At 66.3% G+C, this 19,705-nt stretch carries 18 protein-coding genes and 2 pseudogenes; 9 read left to right on the top strand and 11 right to left on the bottom strand.

The genetic code is table 11. From position 1 onward, the window contains the following. Positions 1-175: 175 nt before the first annotated feature. Positions 176-3,052 carry a leucine--tRNA ligase gene (gene leuS, locus BN972_RS21190; RefSeq protein ID WP_036363609.1) on the top strand — a complete coding sequence of 959 codons (2,877 nt, stop codon included), beginning with the start codon at positions 176-178 and terminating at the stop codon, positions 3,050-3,052. A gap of 13 nt (positions 3,053-3,065) precedes the next feature. Here leuS and BN972_RS21185 read toward each other — a convergent pair whose 3' ends face one another. The 11 genes from BN972_RS21185 to BN972_RS21135 all read right to left on the bottom strand — a co-directional run bounded on the left by BN972_RS21185 (position 3,066) and on the right by BN972_RS21135 (position 12,447). Next, complete coding sequence (locus tag BN972_RS21185; RefSeq protein ID WP_036362187.1) at positions 3,066-3,731, bottom strand: SDR family oxidoreductase; 666 nt, start codon at positions 3,729-3,731, stop codon at positions 3,066-3,068. A gap of 29 nt (positions 3,732-3,760) precedes the next feature. Continuing rightward, a complete protein-coding gene (locus tag BN972_RS21180; RefSeq protein ID WP_036362183.1) occupies positions 3,761-4,264 on the bottom strand; it encodes a MarR family winged helix-turn-helix transcriptional regulator in 504 nt (167 codons plus the stop codon). 79 nt (positions 4,265-4,343) lie between these two features. After that, on the bottom strand, positions 4,344-5,129 hold the full coding sequence (locus tag BN972_RS21175) for a GntR family transcriptional regulator (protein WP_080697054.1): 786 nt from the start codon (positions 5,127-5,129) through the stop codon (positions 4,344-4,346). Positions 5,130-5,228: 99 nt separating this feature from the next. Next, complete coding sequence (locus tag BN972_RS21170; protein ID WP_036362180.1) at positions 5,229-6,029, bottom strand: LLM class F420-dependent oxidoreductase; 801 nt, start codon at positions 6,027-6,029, stop codon at positions 5,229-5,231. A 36-nt stretch (positions 6,030-6,065) separates the two neighbouring features. After that, the gene (locus BN972_RS21165) at positions 6,066-7,244 is read right to left on the bottom strand and encodes an NADH:flavin oxidoreductase (RefSeq protein ID WP_036362177.1); all 1,179 of its coding nucleotides are present in this window, start codon (positions 7,242-7,244) and stop codon (positions 6,066-6,068) included. A 23-nt stretch (positions 7,245-7,267) separates the two neighbouring features. Further along, complete coding sequence (locus BN972_RS21160) at positions 7,268-8,119, bottom strand: SDR family oxidoreductase (protein WP_036362174.1); 852 nt, start codon at positions 8,117-8,119, stop codon at positions 7,268-7,270. 79 nt (positions 8,120-8,198) lie between these two features. Further along, a complete protein-coding gene (locus tag BN972_RS21155; RefSeq protein ID WP_036363605.1) occupies positions 8,199-8,801 on the bottom strand; it encodes a TetR/AcrR family transcriptional regulator in 603 nt (200 codons plus the stop codon). Continuing rightward, positions 8,791-9,717, bottom strand: coding sequence for an alpha/beta fold hydrolase (locus tag BN972_RS21150; RefSeq protein ID WP_036362171.1), 927 nt, complete (start codon positions 9,715-9,717; stop codon positions 8,791-8,793). The genes BN972_RS21155 and BN972_RS21150 overlap by 11 nt, the downstream gene beginning before the upstream one ends. Positions 9,718-9,759: 42 nt before the next feature. Beyond that, complete coding sequence (locus BN972_RS21145; RefSeq protein ID WP_036362168.1) at positions 9,760-10,854, bottom strand: inositol-3-phosphate synthase; 1,095 nt, start codon at positions 10,852-10,854, stop codon at positions 9,760-9,762. 63 nt (positions 10,855-10,917) lie between these two features. Further along, positions 10,918-11,460, bottom strand: a complete 543-nt coding sequence (locus BN972_RS21140) for a PadR family transcriptional regulator (protein WP_036363603.1) — start codon at positions 11,458-11,460, stop codon at positions 10,918-10,920. A gap of 126 nt (positions 11,461-11,586) precedes the next feature. Continuing rightward, positions 11,587-12,447, bottom strand: coding sequence for a DUF1707 SHOCT-like domain-containing protein (locus tag BN972_RS21135; protein WP_235192540.1), 861 nt, complete (start codon positions 12,445-12,447; stop codon positions 11,587-11,589). A 148-nt stretch (positions 12,448-12,595) separates the two neighbouring features. Here BN972_RS21135 and BN972_RS21130 point away from each other — a divergent pair, with 148 nt between their 5' ends. The 8 genes and pseudogenes from BN972_RS21130 (at position 12,596) to rplI (ending at position 19,647) form a co-directional block, all read left to right on the top strand. Then, on the top strand, positions 12,596-13,030 hold the full coding sequence (locus BN972_RS21130; RefSeq protein WP_036362163.1) for a DUF5318 family protein: 435 nt from the start codon (positions 12,596-12,598) through the stop codon (positions 13,028-13,030). After that, a pseudogene (locus tag BN972_RS21125) lies at positions 13,023-15,576 on the top strand (transglycosylase domain-containing protein). Before BN972_RS21130 ends, BN972_RS21125 begins: the two are co-directional and overlap by 8 nt. Beyond that, a pseudogene (locus BN972_RS21120) lies at positions 15,573-17,268 on the top strand (glycosyltransferase family 87 protein); the annotation flags it as partial. The pseudogenes BN972_RS21125 and BN972_RS21120, both read left to right, overlap by 4 nt. Continuing rightward, positions 17,213-17,851, top strand: a complete 639-nt coding sequence (locus BN972_RS21115; RefSeq protein WP_036362159.1) for a DJ-1/PfpI family protein — start codon at positions 17,213-17,215, stop codon at positions 17,849-17,851. The pseudogene BN972_RS21120 and the gene BN972_RS21115, both read left to right, overlap by 56 nt. Positions 17,852-17,962: 111 nt before the next feature. After that, positions 17,963-18,253 (top strand): 30S ribosomal protein S6, encoded by a 291-nt coding sequence (rpsF, locus tag BN972_RS21110; RefSeq protein ID WP_036362157.1) that lies wholly within the window; start codon positions 17,963-17,965, stop codon positions 18,251-18,253. 91 nt (positions 18,254-18,344) lie between these two features. After that, complete coding sequence (locus tag BN972_RS21105; RefSeq protein ID WP_036362155.1) at positions 18,345-18,860, top strand: single-stranded DNA-binding protein; 516 nt, start codon at positions 18,345-18,347, stop codon at positions 18,858-18,860. A gap of 43 nt (positions 18,861-18,903) precedes the next feature. Continuing rightward, on the top strand, positions 18,904-19,158 hold the full coding sequence (gene rpsR, locus BN972_RS21100; protein WP_036362152.1) for a 30S ribosomal protein S18: 255 nt from the start codon (positions 18,904-18,906) through the stop codon (positions 19,156-19,158). 30 nt (positions 19,159-19,188) lie between these two features. Continuing rightward, complete coding sequence (gene rplI, locus BN972_RS21095) at positions 19,189-19,647, top strand: 50S ribosomal protein L9 (RefSeq protein WP_036362149.1); 459 nt, start codon at positions 19,189-19,191, stop codon at positions 19,645-19,647. Positions 19,648-19,705: the final 58 nt, after the last annotated feature.

Raw genomic sequence — 19,705 nt, 5'->3', positions numbered from 1 at the left:
GCTGGTTGTCGTTGAAGCCCACCTCGAGGCTGAATGTAACCACTGCTCAGGGTGCCTACCACGCTCGAAATCGAGCTGGGATGAACCTCTGACCGGTGCGCAATGGAACCGATATCAAGCTGTGGCCGCCGGAGCGGGGACGGCGGGTTGGGGCCTGCCCTTTACCCTGTTGGGCGTGACCGAATCGCCGACCGTGCAGGACGCGGACTCCGACGCGCCGCGATACCGCTATACGGCCGAGCTCGCCGCCGATGTGGAAAGCAAGTGGCAGGACACCTGGGCCCGGCTGGGGACGTTCCACGTGCCCAACCCGGTCGGCTCGCTGGCGCCCACCGACGGTTCGGCGGTTCCCGAGGACAAGCTGTTCGTGCAGGACATGTTCCCCTACCCGTCGGGGGAGGGCCTGCACGTCGGCCACCCGCTGGGCTACATCGCCACCGACGTCTACGCCCGATACTTCCGAATGCAGGGCCGGAACGTTCTGCACGCGTTGGGCTTCGACGCCTTCGGCCTGCCCGCCGAGCAGTATGCGGTGCAAACCGGCACCCACCCGCGTACCAGAACCGAAGCCAACATCGTCAATTTCCGTCGGCAGTTGGGCCGGCTGGGGCTTGGGCACGACAGCCGCCGCAGTTTCTCGACCACCGACGTCGAGTTCTACAAGTGGACGCAGTGGATCTTCCTGCAGATCTACAACGCCTGGTTCGACACGGCAGCCGACAAGGCCCGTCCCATCGCGGAGTTGATCGCCGAACTGGATTCCGGTGCCCGGCGTCTGGACGACGGGCGGGACTGGGCGACGTTGTCGGCGGGGGAGCGGTCGGACGTGATCGACAGCTTCAGGCTGGTCTACCGCTCGGATTCGATGGTGAACTGGTGCCCAGGTCTGGGCACGGTGCTCGCCAACGAAGAGGTCACCTCCGACGGGCGCAGTGACCGCGGCAACTTCCCGGTGTTCCGGAAACGGTTGCGGCAATGGATGATGCGGATCACCGCCTATGCCGACCGCTTGCTCGATGACCTCGACCTGCTGGACTGGCCGGAGAAGGTCAAGACCATGCAGCGCAACTGGATCGGGCGTTCGACCGGCGCCTCGGCGCTGTTCTCGGCCACCAAGGCCGACGGGTCGGGTGCGGACATCGAGGTGTTCACCACCCGGCCCGACACGTTGTTCGGCGCCACCTATCTGGTGCTGGCTCCCGAGCACGAGCTGGTGGACGAGCTGGTGGCTGACGGCTGGCCCGACGGCGTCGAGGTGTCCTGGACGTACGGCGCCGCGACACCCGCGGAGGCGGTGGCCACCTACCGACGCGCCATCGCGGCCAAGTCCGACCTCGAGCGCCAGGAGAGCCGGGAGAAGACCGGCGTGTTCCTGGGCAGTTATGCCACCAACCCGGCCAATGGTGAACCGGTGCCCATCTTCATCGCCGACTATGTGCTGGCGGGTTACGGCACCGGAGCGATCATGGCCGTGCCCGGCCACGACCAGCGGGACTGGGACTTCGCCCGCCAGTTCGGCCTTCCGGTCGTGGAAGTCATTGCCGGCGGTGATATTTCGGAGTCGGCCTACGCCGGTGACGGCGTGCTGGTCAACTCGGGCTTCCTGGACGGCATGGATGTGGCGGCGGCCAAGGAAGCCATCACCGCCCGGCTGCAGTCCGAGGGCAGGGGCGAGGCCCGGGTCCAATTCAAGCTCAGGGACTGGCTTTTCGCGCGGCAGCGGTATTGGGGCGAGCCGTTTCCGATCGTCTACGACAGCGAGGGCCGGGCCCATCCGCTCGACGAGGCAGCCCTGCCTGTCGAACTGCCGGACGTGATCGACTATTCGCCGGTGCTGTTCGACCCCGACGACGCGGACAGCGAGCCGTCGCCGCCGTTGGCCAAGGCCTCCGAATGGGTGCATGTGGAGCTGGACCTCGGCGACGGGTTGAAGCCATATACCCGCGACACCAACGTGATGCCGCAGTGGGCCGGCAGCTCCTGGTACGAGCTGCGCTACACCGACCCACACAACTCGGAGCGGTTCTGCGCGAAGGAAAACGAGGCCTACTGGATGGGTCCCCGGCCCGCCGAGCACGGTCCCCAAGACCCCGGTGGCGTCGACCTGTACGTCGGTGGTGCCGAACACGCGGTGCTGCACCTGCTGTACGCGCGGTTCTGGCACAAAGTGCTCTACGACCTTGGTCACGTCAGTTCCCGGGAACCGTTCCGCCGCCTGGTCAACCAGGGTTACATCCAGGCGTTCGCCTACACCGACGCCCGCGGTTCTTACGTGCCCGCCGAGGAGGTGATCGAGCGCGACGGGAAGTTCGTCTACCCAGGTCCCGACGGCGAGGTCGAAGTCTTCCAGGAGTTCGGCAAAATCGGTAAGAGCCTGAAGAATTCGATCTCCCCTGACGAGATCTGTGACGCTTACGGCGCGGATACACTGCGGGTCTACGAGATGTCGATGGGCCCGCTGGAGGCGTCACGGCCATGGGCCACCAAGGATGTCGTTGGCGCACAACGCTTTCTGCAGCGAGCGTGGCGGCTGGTGATCGACGAGGAAACCGGTCAGACCCGGGTGGTTGATCGCGAGCTGGAGACCGACACGCTGCGGATCTTGCACCGGACGGTGGCCGGAGTGTCCGAAGACTATGCGGCGCTGCGGAACAACACCGCGGCGGCCAAACTCATCGAGTACACCAACCACCTCACCAAGCAGCACCGCGACGACGTCCCCCGTGCGGCGGTCGAACCGCTGGTGCTGATGCTGGCGCCGCTGGCTCCACACCTGGCCGAAGAGCTGTGGTCGCGGTTGGGTCACTCGAAACCGTTGGCGCACGGGCCGTTTCCGGTGGCCGACCCGGCCTATCTGGTGGACGACACGGTCGAGTATCCCGTCCAGGTGAACGGCAAGGTGCGCGGCCGGGTGGTGGTGGCCGCGGATTCGGACACCGCTGCGGTGCAGGCCGCGGCTCTGGCCGACGAGAAGGTGCTGGCGTTCCTGGCGGGCGCGTCCCCGCGCAAGGTGATCGTGGTTCCCGGCCGGATGGTCAACCTGGTCGTGTGATCTACCCGGTTACCTACCGTGGCCGGATCACCACTTCGTGGACGTGACCGTCCGGCGGGGTGGCCACCACCTGGGCGACGACTTCGGCGACGGTCTCAGGCCGCAGAAACTTGCCCGGGTCGTACTCGCCGCCCTCGTAGGCGACCAGCTCGCGCTGCATATCGGTGTCCACCCGGCCCGGGTGCAGCGAGGTCACCAGCAGTGCGGGCTCGTCCTGGCGCAGTGAATCGGCGAAGGCGCGCAACGCGAACTTGCTGGCCGAGTAGGAGGCCATGCCCGGTGACACGTTGCGTCCGGAGCCGGAGTTGATGAAAACCACGTGGCCACGCGCCTGCCGCAGCGCCGGCAGCAGCGTCAGCGTAAGGGCTACGGCGCCAATGACATTGACAGCGAAGGTAGCGCGCCACTCGTCGACGTGAGACTCGGCGACCCGGCCGGGGACGGAGACCCCCGCGTTGTGCACCAGCACGTCGAGTTCGTCGATGACTTCGCAGCTGGATTCGATGGAGTCGGTATCGGTCAGGTCCAGCGGGAACGTGGTGGCGCCGAGCTGCTCTGCGACGGCGTCCAGGCGCCTAGATGGCCGGCCGGCCAGCAACAACGTGTGCGTGGGGGCCAGCGCCGTGGCGATGGCGGCGCCGATGCCGCCGCTCGCGCCGGTGATAAGTGCGGTGGGCATGAGTTCAGCAGTTACCGAACTTGTTGAAGTCAAACACTTTCAGGGCACTCAGCGGAGCCGGCGGGCTGCCCGGCCGGTTCGCTGCTGGCCAGCCGGTCCAGCGGCGGCAACGCTTTCATCAGCGTTTCCTGGTCCGACTCGGGCAGCTTGCTGAGCATTGCGGCCAGGGCGGCGTGCCGGTTGGCCAGCGACTCGTTGTGCACCGCCCGCCCCTGCGGGGTGATGTCGACCAGGACCGCGCGTAGGTCGGACGGGTCGCGGGAGCGCTTCACCAGACCGATCTTCTCCAGCCGGCGGATCGCCACGGTGGTGGTTGGTGTCCGCACCCGTTCGTGCGCGGCGAGATCGGTCATCCTGATTGGCCCCCGATCAAGCAGAGTGATGAGAATCGACAACTGTGCCAGCGTCAATTCGCCGGCTACCACGTTGTTCGGGTCGCCGCGGCGCAGAATCGCAAACAGCTTGGACAGTGAGCGGTGCAGTCCCTCAGCGAGCTCCGTCACCTCCGGAGCCGTGGGTTCGCTGTCCGCCATAAACCGGCAGTCTATCCCGACACGCCGGTGGGCGGAGACACCGTGTCGCGCGGGCGTGCCCGCCGGGGAAAAAGCCGGGTCAAAGCGCCTGGGAGGGAGTCCGCCGCAACCTTTCGGCCGCCACACCATCGAGGATCTGCTCGGAAGCTCCGGACTCCACGACTTTGCCGTGGTCGGTGAACACGACGGGCGGGGAGGTTTCCAGGTGGTCCCGCGGCACGAAGACCCCGCGCCGGCACAGCTCGGCGATCATGGTCTTGGCCATCAGCTCGGAGCGGCCGACGCAGGCGGCCCGGGCGGCTTCCGGGTCCCGCCGGTGCATCGCGTCGTTCTCATTTTCGTAGAACGGCAACATGTCGTCGCGGCCGTGCTGGTAGGTCATGAAGAACACACGCGGGATCAGGTTCTGCGACGCGCGGATGGTGGCGTGCAGTCGCGGGCCTGCGTACTCGTCGTTGACCACCCGCCGGTACTCCCAGGCGATCTCGGCGAAATTGCGGGGCTCCTTGGCAATCCGCAATGCCCGCAGCAAAGCGTCCAGTTCGCCCAGGATGCGCGGGGTGGGGTTGGCGGCCGCTCGCGCCGACGCGATGCCGTTGAGCAGCCCGTCCAGTTCGTGATGCTCCAGCACGGTGGCTTCGTCGAAGCGCTCGACGAACGCGCCACGGTGGTATCGCGTCGAGATGATCCCGTCGTGTTCCAGCTGGACCAGTGCCTCCTGGATGGGCACGCGGCTGATGCCCAGACCCTGGGCGATCTCGTTGCGGTCGACGCGGTCGCCGCTGCGCAGCCTGCCAGTCAGGACCAGGTTGAGGATGTGGGTGACAACCTGGTCCTTCTCTTTGGTTCCGTACTTCTTCGGCATTGGTCCTAGCAGTCTCTTCCAGGCGGCCCACCGCCCCTAGCGGGCAAGTTTCTCATGACCGGCGCGATACGTAGAGACGTTTTGCCGATGAAACTCCGATTAACGGGAGCTGTCTCGCCACCTGCAGAGGGCTTCGGCGGCCGTCAGGTCGTAGTCCGGCCCGTCGCAACCGACCGTCAGCAAAGTGACGCCCAAACCGGTGAGCGCCTCGGCGTTGGCGATCAGCTCTTTGCCGCCACCGACCCCCGCGGACCGTTCGATGCTGGCCGGATCCCGGCCCACCGCCTCGCAGTGTTTGGCGAGGACTTCCGACTTCGCCGGATACTCGTCCGCCGAGCTGAAGCTGTGCCACAGGTCGGCGTGCTCGGCGACCAGGCGCAGCGTCTTGCGTTCGCCGCCGCCACCGATCAGCACCGGGATGTCGCGGGTGGGGACCGGGTTGAGCTTGGCCAGTCGCGAAGTGATCCGGGGGAGCGCCTCGGCCAGGTCGTCCAGCCGGCTGCCGGCGGTCCCGAACTCGTAGCCGTACTCGTCGTAGTCTTTTTGCTTCCAGCCGGATCCGATGCCCAGGATGAGCCGGCCGTCACAGATGTGGTCCACAGTGCGAGCCATGTCGGCCAACAGTTCTGGATTGCGATAGGAATTGCAGGTCACCAACGCGCCGATTTGAATGCGCGAGGTTTGTTCGGCCCAGGCCCCCAACATCGTCCAACACTCGAAGTGCGCGCCATCGGGATCACCGTAGAGCGGGAAGAAATGGTCCCAGTTGAACGCGACGTCGACGCCCATGTCCTCGCAGCGACGCACGGCGTCGCGGATGTCGCCGTAGTTGGGGGCGTGCTGTGGTTGCAGCTGCACACCGATACGAATGGGACGGCCGGGCTGGGCGGGGGAAGTCATAGTAACCACCGTAGGCGCTCGGCCGCGCCGGCGAGGTCAGATGCTGCTGTGCTGGCGCACAACACAATGCGTTCCGGTGTATACGGTGGGCATGCACTTCATGCAGTGGATGCACAGACCGTCGCTGGCCACCCCCCGATGAAAATTGTTGACCAGATAGGGATCTCGCAGCAGTGCCCGCGCCATTGCGACGAATTCGAAACCCTCGGCAAGCGCTCCTTCGACGGTGTCGAGCCGGTTGATTCCGCCGAGCAGGATCAGCGGCATGGACAGGGCCGCACGGAACTGCCGGGCAAGCGGGAGGAAGAAGGCTTCTTCGAATGGATAGGCACGAAACATGCGGCGACCGATGACACGCAGGCCCAGTCCGACCGCGCGCGGCTGCGAGGCGATGAATTCGTCGAGGGGAACGTCACCTCGAAAGTAGTACATGGGATTCTGCAGCGAACTCCCGCCGGTCAGCTGTAGCGCATCGAGGTGTCCGTCGGATTGCAGTAGGCCGGCGGTGGGCAGGCTGTCGGCGAGCCAGAACCCACGGCGTACCCCGTCGTCCATGTTGAACTTCGCGGTGACTGCAACGGACTGGCCGACCGTGCGCCGAACCCGCTCGGCTACCCGGCGCGCCAACTCGGCGCGCCGAGTGGTGTCGCCGCCGTAGCTGTCTCGCCGCTTGTTCAGGCTCGGGCTAAAAAAGGAGCTGAGCAGGTAACCGTGGCCCATGTGGATTTCGACCGCGTCGAATCCGGCTTCGACGGCATTGCGGGCGGCAGCTCCGAAGTCGTCGACAACCGCCTCGAGCTGACCGGGTGTGGCAGCGCGGACCAAACCCATGGCCGGGGCGCTGAGGCGGGTGGACGGCGCCAGGGTCGCGGTCTGGTTCGACAGCGTGTTGGCTACCAGCCCGGCGTGCCCGATCTGCGCGCAGACATGTGCACCCGCTGCATGAACGGCATCGGTCAAGCGGCGCAACTGCGGTACCCGATTGCGGTCGAGCACAACGGTGTCACGGTGCACTCGTCCGCCGGGGGAGACCGCACAGTAGGCAACGGTGGTCATGGCCGCTCCGCCGCGGGCTACTTCAGTGTGGAAGTCGACCAGTGCATCGGTGACCTGTCCGCGAGGCATCACACCCTCGAATGTCGCCGCCTTGATGAAGCGGTTCTTCAACGTCAGAGGACCGAGCCGCATAGGGGCGAATGCAAGTTTCGATACCATTGGCACCGAAATATATCACCGGGCTAAGGCTGATCAAAGCCCGGCCGCAGAAATTTCCGCAGGTAGCCGACGATGCGCCGCGCTGGTACCGGTCGCGGCCAGTCCTCACCGCGGAAGTGGGCGTCCGTGCCACCATCGACGAAAATGATGCTGCCGCAGAGGAACTCGGCGGAATCGGACAGCATGAAGCAAACCCACTGGGCCAGCTGGTCCGGGTCGCCGAAGCCGCCGACCGGAACCGGAAAGCGCTGCACCGCCCGACGCTGCCGGGGGTCTGCCAACTGCTGCTCGAGCAGCGGCGTCAACACCGCACCCGGTGCCAACGCGTTCAACCGGATCCCGGCCCCGGCCCATTCCGTTCGGACCGCGTGGCGCCGCAGCCACCGGCTGACCGCAATCTTGGACGCGGCGTAGACCATGGCGGGCCGGGCCGGGCCGAAGACACGCACGCTGCGCACGGCCCGATCGACATCGCCGGCCAGCAGGGCACGCACCGTCCGGGCCGGAACCATCGGTGTGGTTGTCGTCGAGTTACTCGACACCACAACGACTTTCGCTCCGCCTGCGGCAGCCAGCGCTGGCCGCCACCGATCGAGAAGGTCCACCACCCCGAGGTAATTGACCTCAGGGATGCGGCGAAGGTTGCCGGGCGTGGGGCCGATGCCGGCGGCCAGGACAGCGCCGTCGAGCCGGCCGTCGGTCGCCGCGAGCACTTCGCGTGCCGCCCGCGTGCGGCCCTCCGCCGCGGAGAGGTCGGCGACGACCTCGGCGTCCCGAAGGTCGACCCCGATGACGGTGTGGCCGTCGGCGCGCAGCCGGTTCGCGGTGGCACGGCCCATGCCCGACGCCGATCCGCTGATTGCGTAGATACCCATGATTGTGCTGACCGGCCCACCAGAAGTCGAAGTTACGATGCCGTTGGCATCATAAAGCCTCTCAAGGCCCGGAAGGCTATCATCGCTCGAACGCAGGTACCGTCGCGGACTTCAGCAACTGCGCAATGCGGTTTCGCAGAACTTCCGAATTGTCTTCCACGCCAACGGTTGTCAGAAACAATGCAGCACCGGCCGCCATCGCCAAGGTGGCCCGGGCGTCCAGCTCGGCGCGGTGGCGCTCCCGCCGATTGGACGGCTGTGCCTTTTCGGCGAAGAGTGCCACCGCGGGCCCACTGAAGGCGGCCCACAGCGTCTTCCGGAGGTCGTCGTTCTCTTGTAGAGCGAGCAACAATCCCGGTACCGCCGTCCGCACGTCTGGTCGATCGAACAATTCATGGCTGCCGCGCACCACCCATTCGATCCAACCCGTCAGGTCGGTGCCCTCGAATGGCGCCAGGTCCGGGGACTCACCCAGGATCGCGTGCAGCACCAATTCGGCTTTTGAGGACCAGCGCCGGTTCAGGCTGGACCGGCCGACTCCCGCTCGGGCAGCAACCAGGCGCACGCTCAGATCGTCCCAACCGACCTCGAGCAGCAACTCACGCGTGGCTGACAGCACCCGATCGTCGATGGAGGTGTCCCGCGGGCGACCGGCGGGCCTGGATCGATCGTTACTGGGCATCCGGCGATCGACCTCGACCGGCATCGATCACTGCGCGCACCAGTTCGATCAGCGCCCGCGGTTGATCGCTCTGCACCGAGTGCCCCGAGTTCTCGACGATGTGGGCGCCGCGGAATCGCGGTGCGCGGCGGCCGAGTTCGGCGGCGTCCTCGTCGGTGACGAAACCCGATGAGCCGCCGCGGATCAGGGTCACCGGGGCAGCCAAGCCGGCGACGTCGTCCCACAGCGTGCTGAAGTCGGGGAAGACGCGGATGGCGTCGTAACGCCACGTCCAGTTGCCGTTGTCCAGGCGGCGGGAGTTATGGAACACGCCGCGACGCAGCGCCTTGACCTCGCGGTGCGGCGCCGCAGCGATCGTCAAGTCCAGCATGGCCTGGAAGCTGGGGAATTCCCGCTCACCGTGCATCAGTGCGACCGTGCCCTGCTGTTCCTTGGTCATCTCTGAATGCCGTTGCAGCGCAGACGGAGTCACGTCGATGAGCACCAGCTGATTGACCAGGTCGGGGGCCTGCGCGCCCAACCGAATGCCGGTCAGCCCACCCAGCGACATGCCGACCACGAACTCGGCGCTCGGTGCCAGCTCGCGCAGTACCGGCACCAAGGTGTCGGCGTTGTTCGCGGGGGAGTAGTCGCCGTCCTCGCGCCAGCCGGAGTGGCCGTGGCCCGGCAGATCCACCGCCAGCGCAGGCTCACCGAGGCCAACGATCACGGTGTCCCAGGTGTGGGCGTTCTGGCCGCCGCCGTGCAGGAAGACCACCCGCGGTTCGGGACCACCCCAGCGCAGCGCACTGATCCCGCCGGCCCGCACCCGCTCCACCGGCGGTAGGGGACCGCTGACACCCGCCTGTTCGGCGTTCTCGGCCAGCAGGTCGAACTCGGAAAGAGCTGTCAGTTCGTCATGCGAGGTGTCGGTCATCCTCGCGACTCTACGAGCTGGGCCCGCCGGAGACTCTACGAGTTACGCCTCGATGATGAACTCTTCGAGCTGGGCGCGCGCGATGTCGTCGGGCAGCTGCTCGGGTGGGCTCTTCATCAGGTAGGCCGACGCCGGGATCACCGGGCCACCGATGCCGCGGTCCTTGGCGATCTTGGCCGCCCGCACCGCGTCGATGATGACCCCTGCCGAGTTCGGCGAGTCCCACACCTCGAGCTTGTACTCCAGGTTCAACGGCACATCGCCGAAGGCGCGGCCCTCCAGCCGCACATATGCCCACTTGCGGTCGTCCAGCCAGCCGACGTGGTCGGACGGCCCGATGTGCACGTCCTTGGTCTTGAACTCACGCTGCAGGTTGCTGGTGACGGCCTGCGTCTTGGAGATCTTCTTGGATTCCAGGCGCTCGCGTTCGAGCATGTTGAGAAAGTCCATGTTGCCGCCGACGTTGAGCTGCATGGTGCGGTCCAGCTGCACGCCGCGGTCCTCGAACAGCTTGGCCATCACGCGGTGGGTGATGGTCGCGCCGACCTGGCTCTTGATGTCGTCACCGACGATCGGCACACCGGCATCGGCGAACTTCTTGGCCCACACCGGGTCCGAGGCGATGAACACCGGCAGGGCGTTGACGAACGCGACGCCGGCGTCGATGGCGCACTGGGCGTAGAACTTGTCCGCCTCCTCCGAACCCACCGGCAGGTAGGAGACCAGCACATCGACCTTGGCGTCCTTGAGGGCCTGCACCACGTCGACAGGCTCGGCGTCGGACACCTCGATGGTGTCGGCGTAGTACTTGCCGATGCCGTCGAGCGTCGGGCCGCGCTGAACCGTCACATTGGTGGGCGGCACGTCGGCGATCTTGATGGTGTTGTTCTCCGAAGCGAAGATCGCCTCGGACAGGTCGAAGCCGACCTTCTTGGCGTCGACGTCGAACGCGGCCACGAACTTCACGTCGCGGACGTGGTACTGGCCGAACGTCACGTGCATCAAGCCCGGCACGGTGCTGTTCTCGTCGGCGTCGAAGTAATACTGGACGCCCTGAACCAGCGAGGACGCGCAGTTGCCGACGCCGACGATGGCGACTCGTACCTCGGACGCCTGGGGCGCGTTCTGCTCACTCATTGGGCGTTCTCCTAACCTCGTAACTCTGTGTCTCTACGTTGTTCGATCTTGTGTTTCGCGAATTCACGTCTGTTCGACGTGATTGGGTGCGGCCAGCTCCGCAGCGATGAGCTCGTTGAGCCACTTGACTTCCCGCTCGCTGGACTCAAGCCCGAGTTGATGAAGCTGGCGGGTGTAGCGATCGAAGGAACTGCTGGCCCGCGCCACCGCTTCGCGCAGACCTTCCCGGCGCTCCTCGACCTGACGGCGTCGGCCCTCCAGAATGCGCATGCGCGCCTCCGCCGGAGTGCGGTTGAAAAACGCCAGGTGCACCCCAAAACCGTCATCGGTGTAGTTGTGCGGTCCCGTGTCGGCGACAAGTTCGCCGAACCGGCGGCGGCCCTCGTCGGTCAACTGGTAAACGCGGCGGGCCCGCCGCACCGGTGTGCCGGCGGGCGCGGCGTTCTCGGCGATCAGCCCGTCGGCCTGCATGCGCCGCAGCGCCGGGTACAGGGAACCGTACGAGAACGCGCGAAAGGCCCCGAGCAGGCCCGTCAGCCGCTTACGCAGCTCGTAGCCGTGCATCGGAGATTCGATGAGAAGACCCAGAATGGCAAGTTCCAGCATCGTCACACCTCCCTTTTGCGCAGCTGATTACGACTGATTACGACATTACGACGCCTCGCGTCATCGTATCGCCCCGATATATTAGCGACAACACCACCGCCCGTTAATGCGCAGTTCGTCACACGCTCAGCTCACGTAGCGGACCTGTTTGACCGTGCCGTCGCCGGCCAGCTCGATGGACCCGCTGCCGTAATCGCCGGAAACGTAGATGGTCAGGGACAGCGCTCCCGGCGTGGTCGGGTCCTTCGCCGGCTCCACGATCAGATACGTCGACTTCACGTCCTGGGGTTTGATGCCGACGGTTTCCGGGGCGCCGCGCAGGATGCCGACCACAGCTTTCACGTCGAATTTGCCGAGGTCGACGAGCGCGGTGTCGGTGCTGCTGTTCTTGGCGGTACTGCTCGGATCGCCCCAGCCGCCGCGGTAGGTGTAATCGAGCACCCGGCGCTCGTCGGTGGGATCCTTGCGGTCGATCGACGCATAGTCGGGATAGACCAGCAGGCGGTAGCCCATGGTGTCGCCGAATCGTTTCCGCGTTTGTTCCAACAGCCCCGTGAGTCCTCCGAGCGAATGCAGCTGCTTCGGCGGCGTCAGCACGACCGCCGCGATGCCGTCGGACTTGGCACCCGGATCTGAGGTGAAGTCCAGCGGCGACGTGGTGTTCCCGTACAGCCCCCAACCGATTGCGATGCCCAGCAGCGCCGTCACGCCGAAGGCGGCCACCACCAGACCCCGCCCGGTGGACTTTCTCTCCCGCTTGACCACGGGGTTCTGCACCGGCTGCGCGATCTCCGCGGACTGCAGGTCATCCACCAGCAGCTGCAGATCGTCCAGTGTCACCGCGTTGGTCGCCATGCTGACGCGTTCACGGTGTTCCTCCATCGACAACTCGCCGTCGTTGAAGGCGTCGTCGAGAATCCGGCATGCGCGTTGCCGGTCGCTGTCCTTGGCCCGCGTTGTTCCCCAACCGCCACGAGATTTCGCCACGTGGATGATCGTAGAAGTCGGGTGCCCGAGCGGCACACCGTGTGAGCACCGGTAACTTCACGCGCCCCTGGCCGCCCCTGCTTCGTGCGGCGCGACAACACCCGCGGCTGCGTATCGGTGCTGGGGAAGGCGACGTACTCTGGTCAGCGTGCGACTGCAGCGACAGGTAGTGGACTACGCCCTTCGGCGGCGCTCGCTGCTGTCCGAGGTGTATTCGGGACGCACCGGCGTCTCCGAGGTGTGCGACGCCAATCCCTATCTGCTCCGCGCGGCGAAGTTTCACGGGAAACCGAGCAAGGTGATGTGCCCGATCTGCCGCAAGGAACAGCTCACGCTGGTGTCCTGGGTGTTCGGCGAACACCTGGGCGCGGTGTCGGGGTCGGCGCGCACGGCCGAGGAGTTGGTTTTGCTGGCCAGCCGGTTCTCGGAGTTCGCCGTCCACGTCGTGGAGGTGTGCCGGACCTGTAGCTGGAACCACCTGGTCAAGTCGTATGTATTGGGTGCGGCAGTTCCCGCACCTCCCCCCAGGGGGAGTGGCGGCCGGCGGACGGCGCGCAACGGCGCCCGCACGGCCAGTGAATAGCGAAGGGCGCCACCACCAGTCGTCCAGCGACACACCGGGCGAGCCGGTGTCCGGTGGGAAGCGTCCCGGCGGTGACCGCGGTGGCCCGCCGCCGCCGCGACGGCCGGTGCCTCCCGACGACCGGTTGACCACGATCCTGCCGCCGATCGTCGACGACGACTCGGCGCGGCATGCCGACCCGATCGACAAGGTCAAGGCCGCGCTCAACAATCCGCCGTCCACTCCCGTCGAGCACGACGCGCTCGATCAGGTCAAGGCCGCGCTGGATGCCCCGTCGCCGCGGTCCGGCCGGGATCGGCTCGGCGGCTCCGGGCGCCCACCGGGCGGACCGCCGCCGCCCGGCCCGACTGGGCCCTCGGGTGGCCGGGGACCGCTCGGCGGCCGGAGGAAGCCAACCTGGTCCGAGCAGATCAATTGGCGGTGGGTTCGGCGCTCGATATACCTGAGCGCGGCGGTGCTGATCTTGCTGCCGATCATCACCTTCACGATGGCCTATTTCATCGTCGACGTGCCGCGGCCCGGTGACATCCGTACCAATCAAGTCTCGACAATCCTGGCCAGCGACGGTTCGGAGATCGCCAAAATCGTGCCGCCTGAAGGCAATAGGGTCGACGTCAACCTCAGCCAGGTGCCGGTGCACGTCCGTCAGGCGGTGATCGCCGCCGAGGACCGCGGCTTCTACAGCAACCCGGGCTTCTCGTTCAGCGGGTTCGCCCGTGCGGCGAAGAACAACCTGTTCGGTGGCGACCTGCAGGGCGGCTCGACCATAACGCAGCAGTACGTCAAGAACGCACTGGTCGGTTCCGCGCAGCACGGCTGGAGCGGAGTGATGCGCAAGGCCAAGGAATTCGTCATCGCCACCAAGATGGCGGGGGAGTGGTCGAAAGACGATGTGCTGCAGGCCTACCTGAACATCATCTATTTCGGCCGCGGCGCCTACGGAATCTCGGCGGCATCCAAGGCCTACTTCGACAAACCCGTCGAGCAACTCACCGTCTCCGAGGGCGCGCTGCTGGCCGCGCTGATCCGCCGTCCCTCCACGCTGGACCCGGCCGTCGACCCCGAAGGGGCGGTGGCCCGCTGGAACTGGGTCCTGGACGGCATGGTGGAGACCAAGGCGTTGGCCGCCAATGACCGCGCGGCGCAGGTCTTTCCGAGGACGGTGTCACCGGACCAGGCACGGGCGGCTTACCAGACCACGGGCCCCAATGGCCTGATCGAGCGGCAGGTCACCAAGGAGCTGTTGGAACTGTTCAACATTGACGAACAGACGCTCAACACGCAGGGACTGCAAGTCACAACCACAATCGATCCGCAGGCGCAACAGGCGGCGGAGCGGGCGGTGTCGAAGTACCTGGACGGGGAGGATCCCGACATGCGGGCCGCGGTGGTCTCGATCGACCCGCGCACCGGAGCGGTGAAGGCTTACTACGGCGGGGCCAACGCCCAGGGCTTCGACTTCGCCCAGGCGGGCCTGCAGACCGGTTCGTCGTTCAAGGTGTTCGCTCTGGTTGCCGCTCTCGAGCAGGGCATCGGTCTGGGTTATCAGGTGGACAGTTCGCCACTGACCGTCGACGGCATCAAGATCACCAACGTCGAGGGTGAGAGTTGCGGGACCTGCAACCTTGCCGAGGCGCTGAAGATGTCGTTGAACACTTCCTACTACCGGCTCATGCTCAAGCTCAAGGGCGGCCCGCAGGCGGTTGCCGACGCCGCGCACCAGGCCGGTGTCGCCGAAAGCTTTCCCGGCGTCGCGCACACGCTTTCCGAGGACGGCAAGGGCGGACCGCCCAACAACGGGATCGTGTTGGGGCAGTACCAAACTCGCGTTTTCGACATGGCTTCGGCCTACGCCACCCTGGCCGCGTCCGGCATCTACCACCGTCCGCACTTCGTGCAGAAGGTGGTCAACTCCGAGGGTCAGGTGCTCTTCGACGCCAGCACCGCGGACAACAGCGGCGACCAACGCATCCCGAAAGGCTGTGGCCGACAACGTGACCGCGGCCATGCAGCCGATTGCCGGCTACTCGCGTGGCCACAGCCTGACGGGGGGACGGGCATCGGCCGCCAAGACCGGGACGACGCAGCTCGGTGACACCACCGCGAACAAGGATGCGTGGATGGTCGGGTACACCCCGTCCCTGTCCACCGCGGTGTGGGTGGGCACGGTCCGAGGTGACCAGCCGTTGGTAAATGCCTCCGGCGGTGCGGTGTACGGCTCGGGCCTGCCGTCGGACATCTGGAAATCGACGATGGACGGTGCCTTGAAGGGCACGCAGAACGAAACCTTCCCCAAGCCGACCGAGATCGGCGGCTATGCGGGCGTCCCCGCTGCACCGCCACCACCGCCGCCGCGGCCCTCCGAGACTGTCATTCAGCCCACCGTCGAAGTGGCGCCAGGAATCACCATCCCGGTGGGCCCGCCGCAGACGGTCACCGTGGCACCGTCAGCACCACCGGGCGCGCCGGGTGTGCCGGGATCGCCAGCGCCGCCGGGGGTTCCCGGACTTCCGCCGCCGGCTGACATTCCCCAGCCGCCCCCGTGACCGAGGTCCCAACCGCACGCGCCACCATCTCGCCACTGCCGATCGCTGCCGATCGGCGTAGCGCGGACAATCGCGACTGCCCCAGCCGCACCGATGCGCTCGGGTCCGCCCTGGCGGGCGTCATCGGCGGACCCGTCGGACGGCACGCGCTGATCGGCCGGACTCGCTTCATGACCCCGTTGCGGGTGATGTTCCTGATCGCGCTGGTGTTCCTGGCGCTTGGTTGGTCGACGAAGGCCGCGTGCCTGCAGAGCACCGGCACCGGGACGGGTGATCAGCGGGTCGCCAATTGGGACAACCAGCGCGCCTATTACGAGTTGTGCTACTCCGACACGGTGCCACTTTACGGCGCAGAGTTGTTGAGCCAGGGCAAGTTTCCGTACAAGTCCAGCTGGGTCGAGACCGACAGCGGTGGCCGACCGCAGGTCCGTTACGACGGCAAGCTCGCGATCCGGTACATGGAATATCCGGTGCTGACCGGGGTTTACCAGTACCTTTCGATGGCGGTCGCCAAGACCTATACCACCCTGAGCAAGATCGCGCCGCTGCCGGTGGTGGCCGAGGTGGTGATGTTCTTCAACTTCGCCGCGTTCGGGTTGGCGCTGGCCTGGCTGGCGACGGTGTGGGCAACGGCGGGCCTGGCCGGTCGCCGGGTGTGGGACGCGGCGCTGGTAGCCGCGTCGCCATTGGTGATCTTCCAGATCTTCACCAATTTCGATGCGCTGGCAACGGCTTTCGCGATGGGCGGCCTGCTGGCTTGGGCGCGGCGCCGGCCGGTGCTCGCCGGGGTGCTGATCGGACTCGGCGCCGCGGCCAAGCTGTATCCGCTGTTGTTCTTGGGGCCGTTGTTGGTGTTAGGCATCCGGTCCGGGCGGCTGCGGGGGGTGGCGCGCACGGCGCTGACCGCCGCGGCGACCTGGCTCGCGGTGAATCTGCCGGTGATGGTTCTCTATCCGCGTGGTTGGTCGGAGTTCTTCCGGCTCAACACCCGTCGCGGCGACGACATGGATTCGTTGTTCAATGTGGTGAAATCGTTTACCGGTTGGCGCGGGTTCGACCCCGCACTGGGCTTCTGGGAGCCGCCGACGGTGCTCAATGCCGTGGTCACGGTTTTGTTCCTGTTGTGTTGTGCGGCAATCGGTTACATCGCGCTCACCGCCCCACACCGACCGCGACTGGCGCAGCTCGCCTTCCTGGTGGTGGCGGTCTTCTTGCTGACCAACAAGGTGTGGAGTCCCCAGTTCTCGCTGTGGCTGGTGCCGTTGGCGGTGCTGGCGGTGCCGCACCGACGGGTGCTGCTGGTGTGGATGACGATCGATGCACTGGTGTGGGTGCCGCGGATGTACTACCTGTACGGCAACCCGAACCGTTCGCTGCCTGAGCAGTGGTTCACGACGACGGTGCTGTTGCGTGACATCGCGGTTATAGCGTTGTGCGCGCTGGTGATTCGCCAGATCTACCGGCCGAGCGAGGACTTGGTGCGCTGGCAGGGCCGGGTAGACGACCCTGCGGGCGGAAGCTATGACCTGGCGCCTGACGCGCCACCCGGCTGGTTACCGATGTGGTTGCGGCCCAAGTCTTCGCGGCAGCAACCGGCGGCAGACCCGGAAGCCGAACTGGTCGGGGAGAGGCCCTGATGCAGATCGCCATTCCGTTGTTTCCCCGATTCACGGCCCTGGACGCCATCGGGCCGTACGACGTCCTGCAGCGCCTGCCTTCGGCGCAGGTGGTGTTCGTGGGTCGACAGCGCGGTGAGGTCCGCACCGAAAACGGCATGCTGGGCGTCACGTGCGATGCCACCTTCGACGAGGTGGATTCGCCCGACGTCGTGGTGGTCCCTGGCGGTATCGGCACCCGCGTGCTCATCGGTGACGAAACCATCAGCGGCTGGCTGCGAGCGGTTCACCCGCGCACCACCTTCACCACCTCGGTCTGCACCGGAGCGCTGCTGCTCGGCGGGGCCGGATTGCTCGACGGGCTCACCGCGACCACCCACTGGGCCGCCGTCGACGAGCTGAACAAGTTGGGCGCCCGATATGTGCCGGAGCGGGTCGTCGAGCATCTGCCGCAGCGCATCATCACCGCCGCGGGGGTGTCCAGCGGCATCGACATGGCGCTGCGGTTGGTGGAACTGCTCGTCGACCGCGAGGCCGCCCAAGCCATCCAGCTACTGATCGAATACGACCCGCAGCCCCCGTTCGCCGCGGGCTCGGTGGCCAAGGCCGATGACGCGACGCGGGCCAGGGCCGCGGAGTTCCGGACGACGCGGAAGTGATTTCCCAGGTCGGTACGGCGTCCGGTACCCTGATGCGGTTGCCGACGCAGGCGACCCTCCTGCCACGGAACGTCCGTGGCCGCTCAGACCAGAGGAGGTGATGAGGTCCCTATGCGTCCATACGAAATCATGGTCATCCTTGACCCCACGCTCGACGAACGCACCGTCGCCCCGTCCTTGGAGACGTTCCTGAACGTCGTCCGCAAAGATGGTGGAACGGTCGAGAAGGTCGACATCTGGGGCCGGCGGCGGCTGGCGTACGAGATCGCCAAGCACGCCGAAGGCATCTATGTCGTCGTCGACCTCAAGGCCGAGCCCGCGACGGTTTCCGAGCTTGACCGCCAGCTGAGCCTGAACGAGTCGGTGTTGCGCACCAAGGTGATGCGCACCGACAAGCACTAGACGCCCCTGTCGGGGCCGATGCCTACGCTCGTTCGTGAATAACCATCAGGCCAGGACCAGGTAAGAATCAGGCGGGACCAAGGAGGACATTGTGGCTGGTGACACGACTATCACTGTCGTTGGAAACCTCACTGCTGACCCGGAACTGCGGTTCACGCCTTCGGGTGCTGCCGTGGCGAACTTCACCGTTGCGTCGACGCCGCGGATTTATGACCGCCAGAGCGGGGAGTGGAAGGACGGCGAAGCGCTGTTCCTGCGCTGCAACATCTGGCGGGAAGCGGCCGAGAACGTGGCCGAAAGCCTGACTCGCGGCGCGCGGGTGATCGTCACCGGCCGGCTCAAGCAGCGGTCCTTCGAGACTCGCGAAGGCGAGAAGCGCACCGTGGTCGAGGTCGAGGTCGACGAGATCGGACCTTCGCTGCGGTACGCCACCGCCAAGGTCAACAAGGCCAGCCGCAGCGGCGGTGGCGGTGGTTACAGCGGCGGCGGCGGTGGCGGATCCCGGCAGTCCGCGCCGGCCCAGTCCGGCGGATCCGGTGACGACCCGTGGGGCAGCGCCCCAGCATCGGGTTCGTTCGGCGGCGGTGACGACGAACCACCCTTCTGATTTTTAAAGAACCTCAGAGCACGAGAACGGAAGAACAACAGACATGGCCAAGTCCACCAAGCGGCGCCCGGCTCCGGAGAAGCCGATCAAAGCGCGCAAATGCGTTTTCTGCGCCAAGAAAGACCAGCAGATCGACTATAAGGACACCACGCTGCTGCGCACCTACATCAGCGAGCGCGGCAAAATCCGCGCCCGCCGGGTCACCGGCAACTGTGTACAGCACCAGCGGGACATCGCGGTTGCGGTGAAGAACGCCCGCGAAGTCGCCCTGCTGCCCTTCACCTCCTCGACGCGGTAACAGCCGCGCGCGCAACGAAAGTACTCAACGATGAAGCTGATTCTCACGGCTGACGTCGACCACCTCGGTTCCGTCGGCGACACGGTCGAGGTCAAAGACGGATACGGCCGTAACTTCCTGCTGCCACGCGGTCTGGCGATCGTCGCGTCCCGCGGTGCCCAGAAGCAGGCCGACGAGATCCGTCGGGCCCGGGAGACGAAGACGGTCCGCGACCGCGAGCACGCCACCGAACTGAAGACCGCGATCCAGGCGCTTGGGTCGGTCGCCCTGCCGGTGAAGACCGCGGCCGACAGTGGCAAGCTGTTCGGTTCGGTGACGGCCGGTGACGTTGTGGCGGCCATCAAGAAGGCGGGCGGCCCCAACCTGGACAAGCGGATCGTGCGGCTGCCCAAGGCGCACATCAAGTCCGTCGGCACCCACCCGGTGGTGGTGCACCTGCATCCGGAAATCGACGTCGAGGTCTCGCTCGAGGTCGTGGGCCAGAGCTAACTCGCCATTGGCTTACTCACCCGGTGTGGCCGCATCTGATCGGCCGCACCGGGTTTTC

It is taken from the genome of Mycobacterium asiaticum DSM 44297, assembly GCF_000613245.1.
Lineage (GTDB): Bacteria > Actinomycetota > Actinomycetes > Mycobacteriales > Mycobacteriaceae > Mycobacterium > Mycobacterium asiaticum.
Note: the sequence above shows the minus strand (reverse complement) of the source record. Positions and strands in the feature narration are given on the sequence as shown.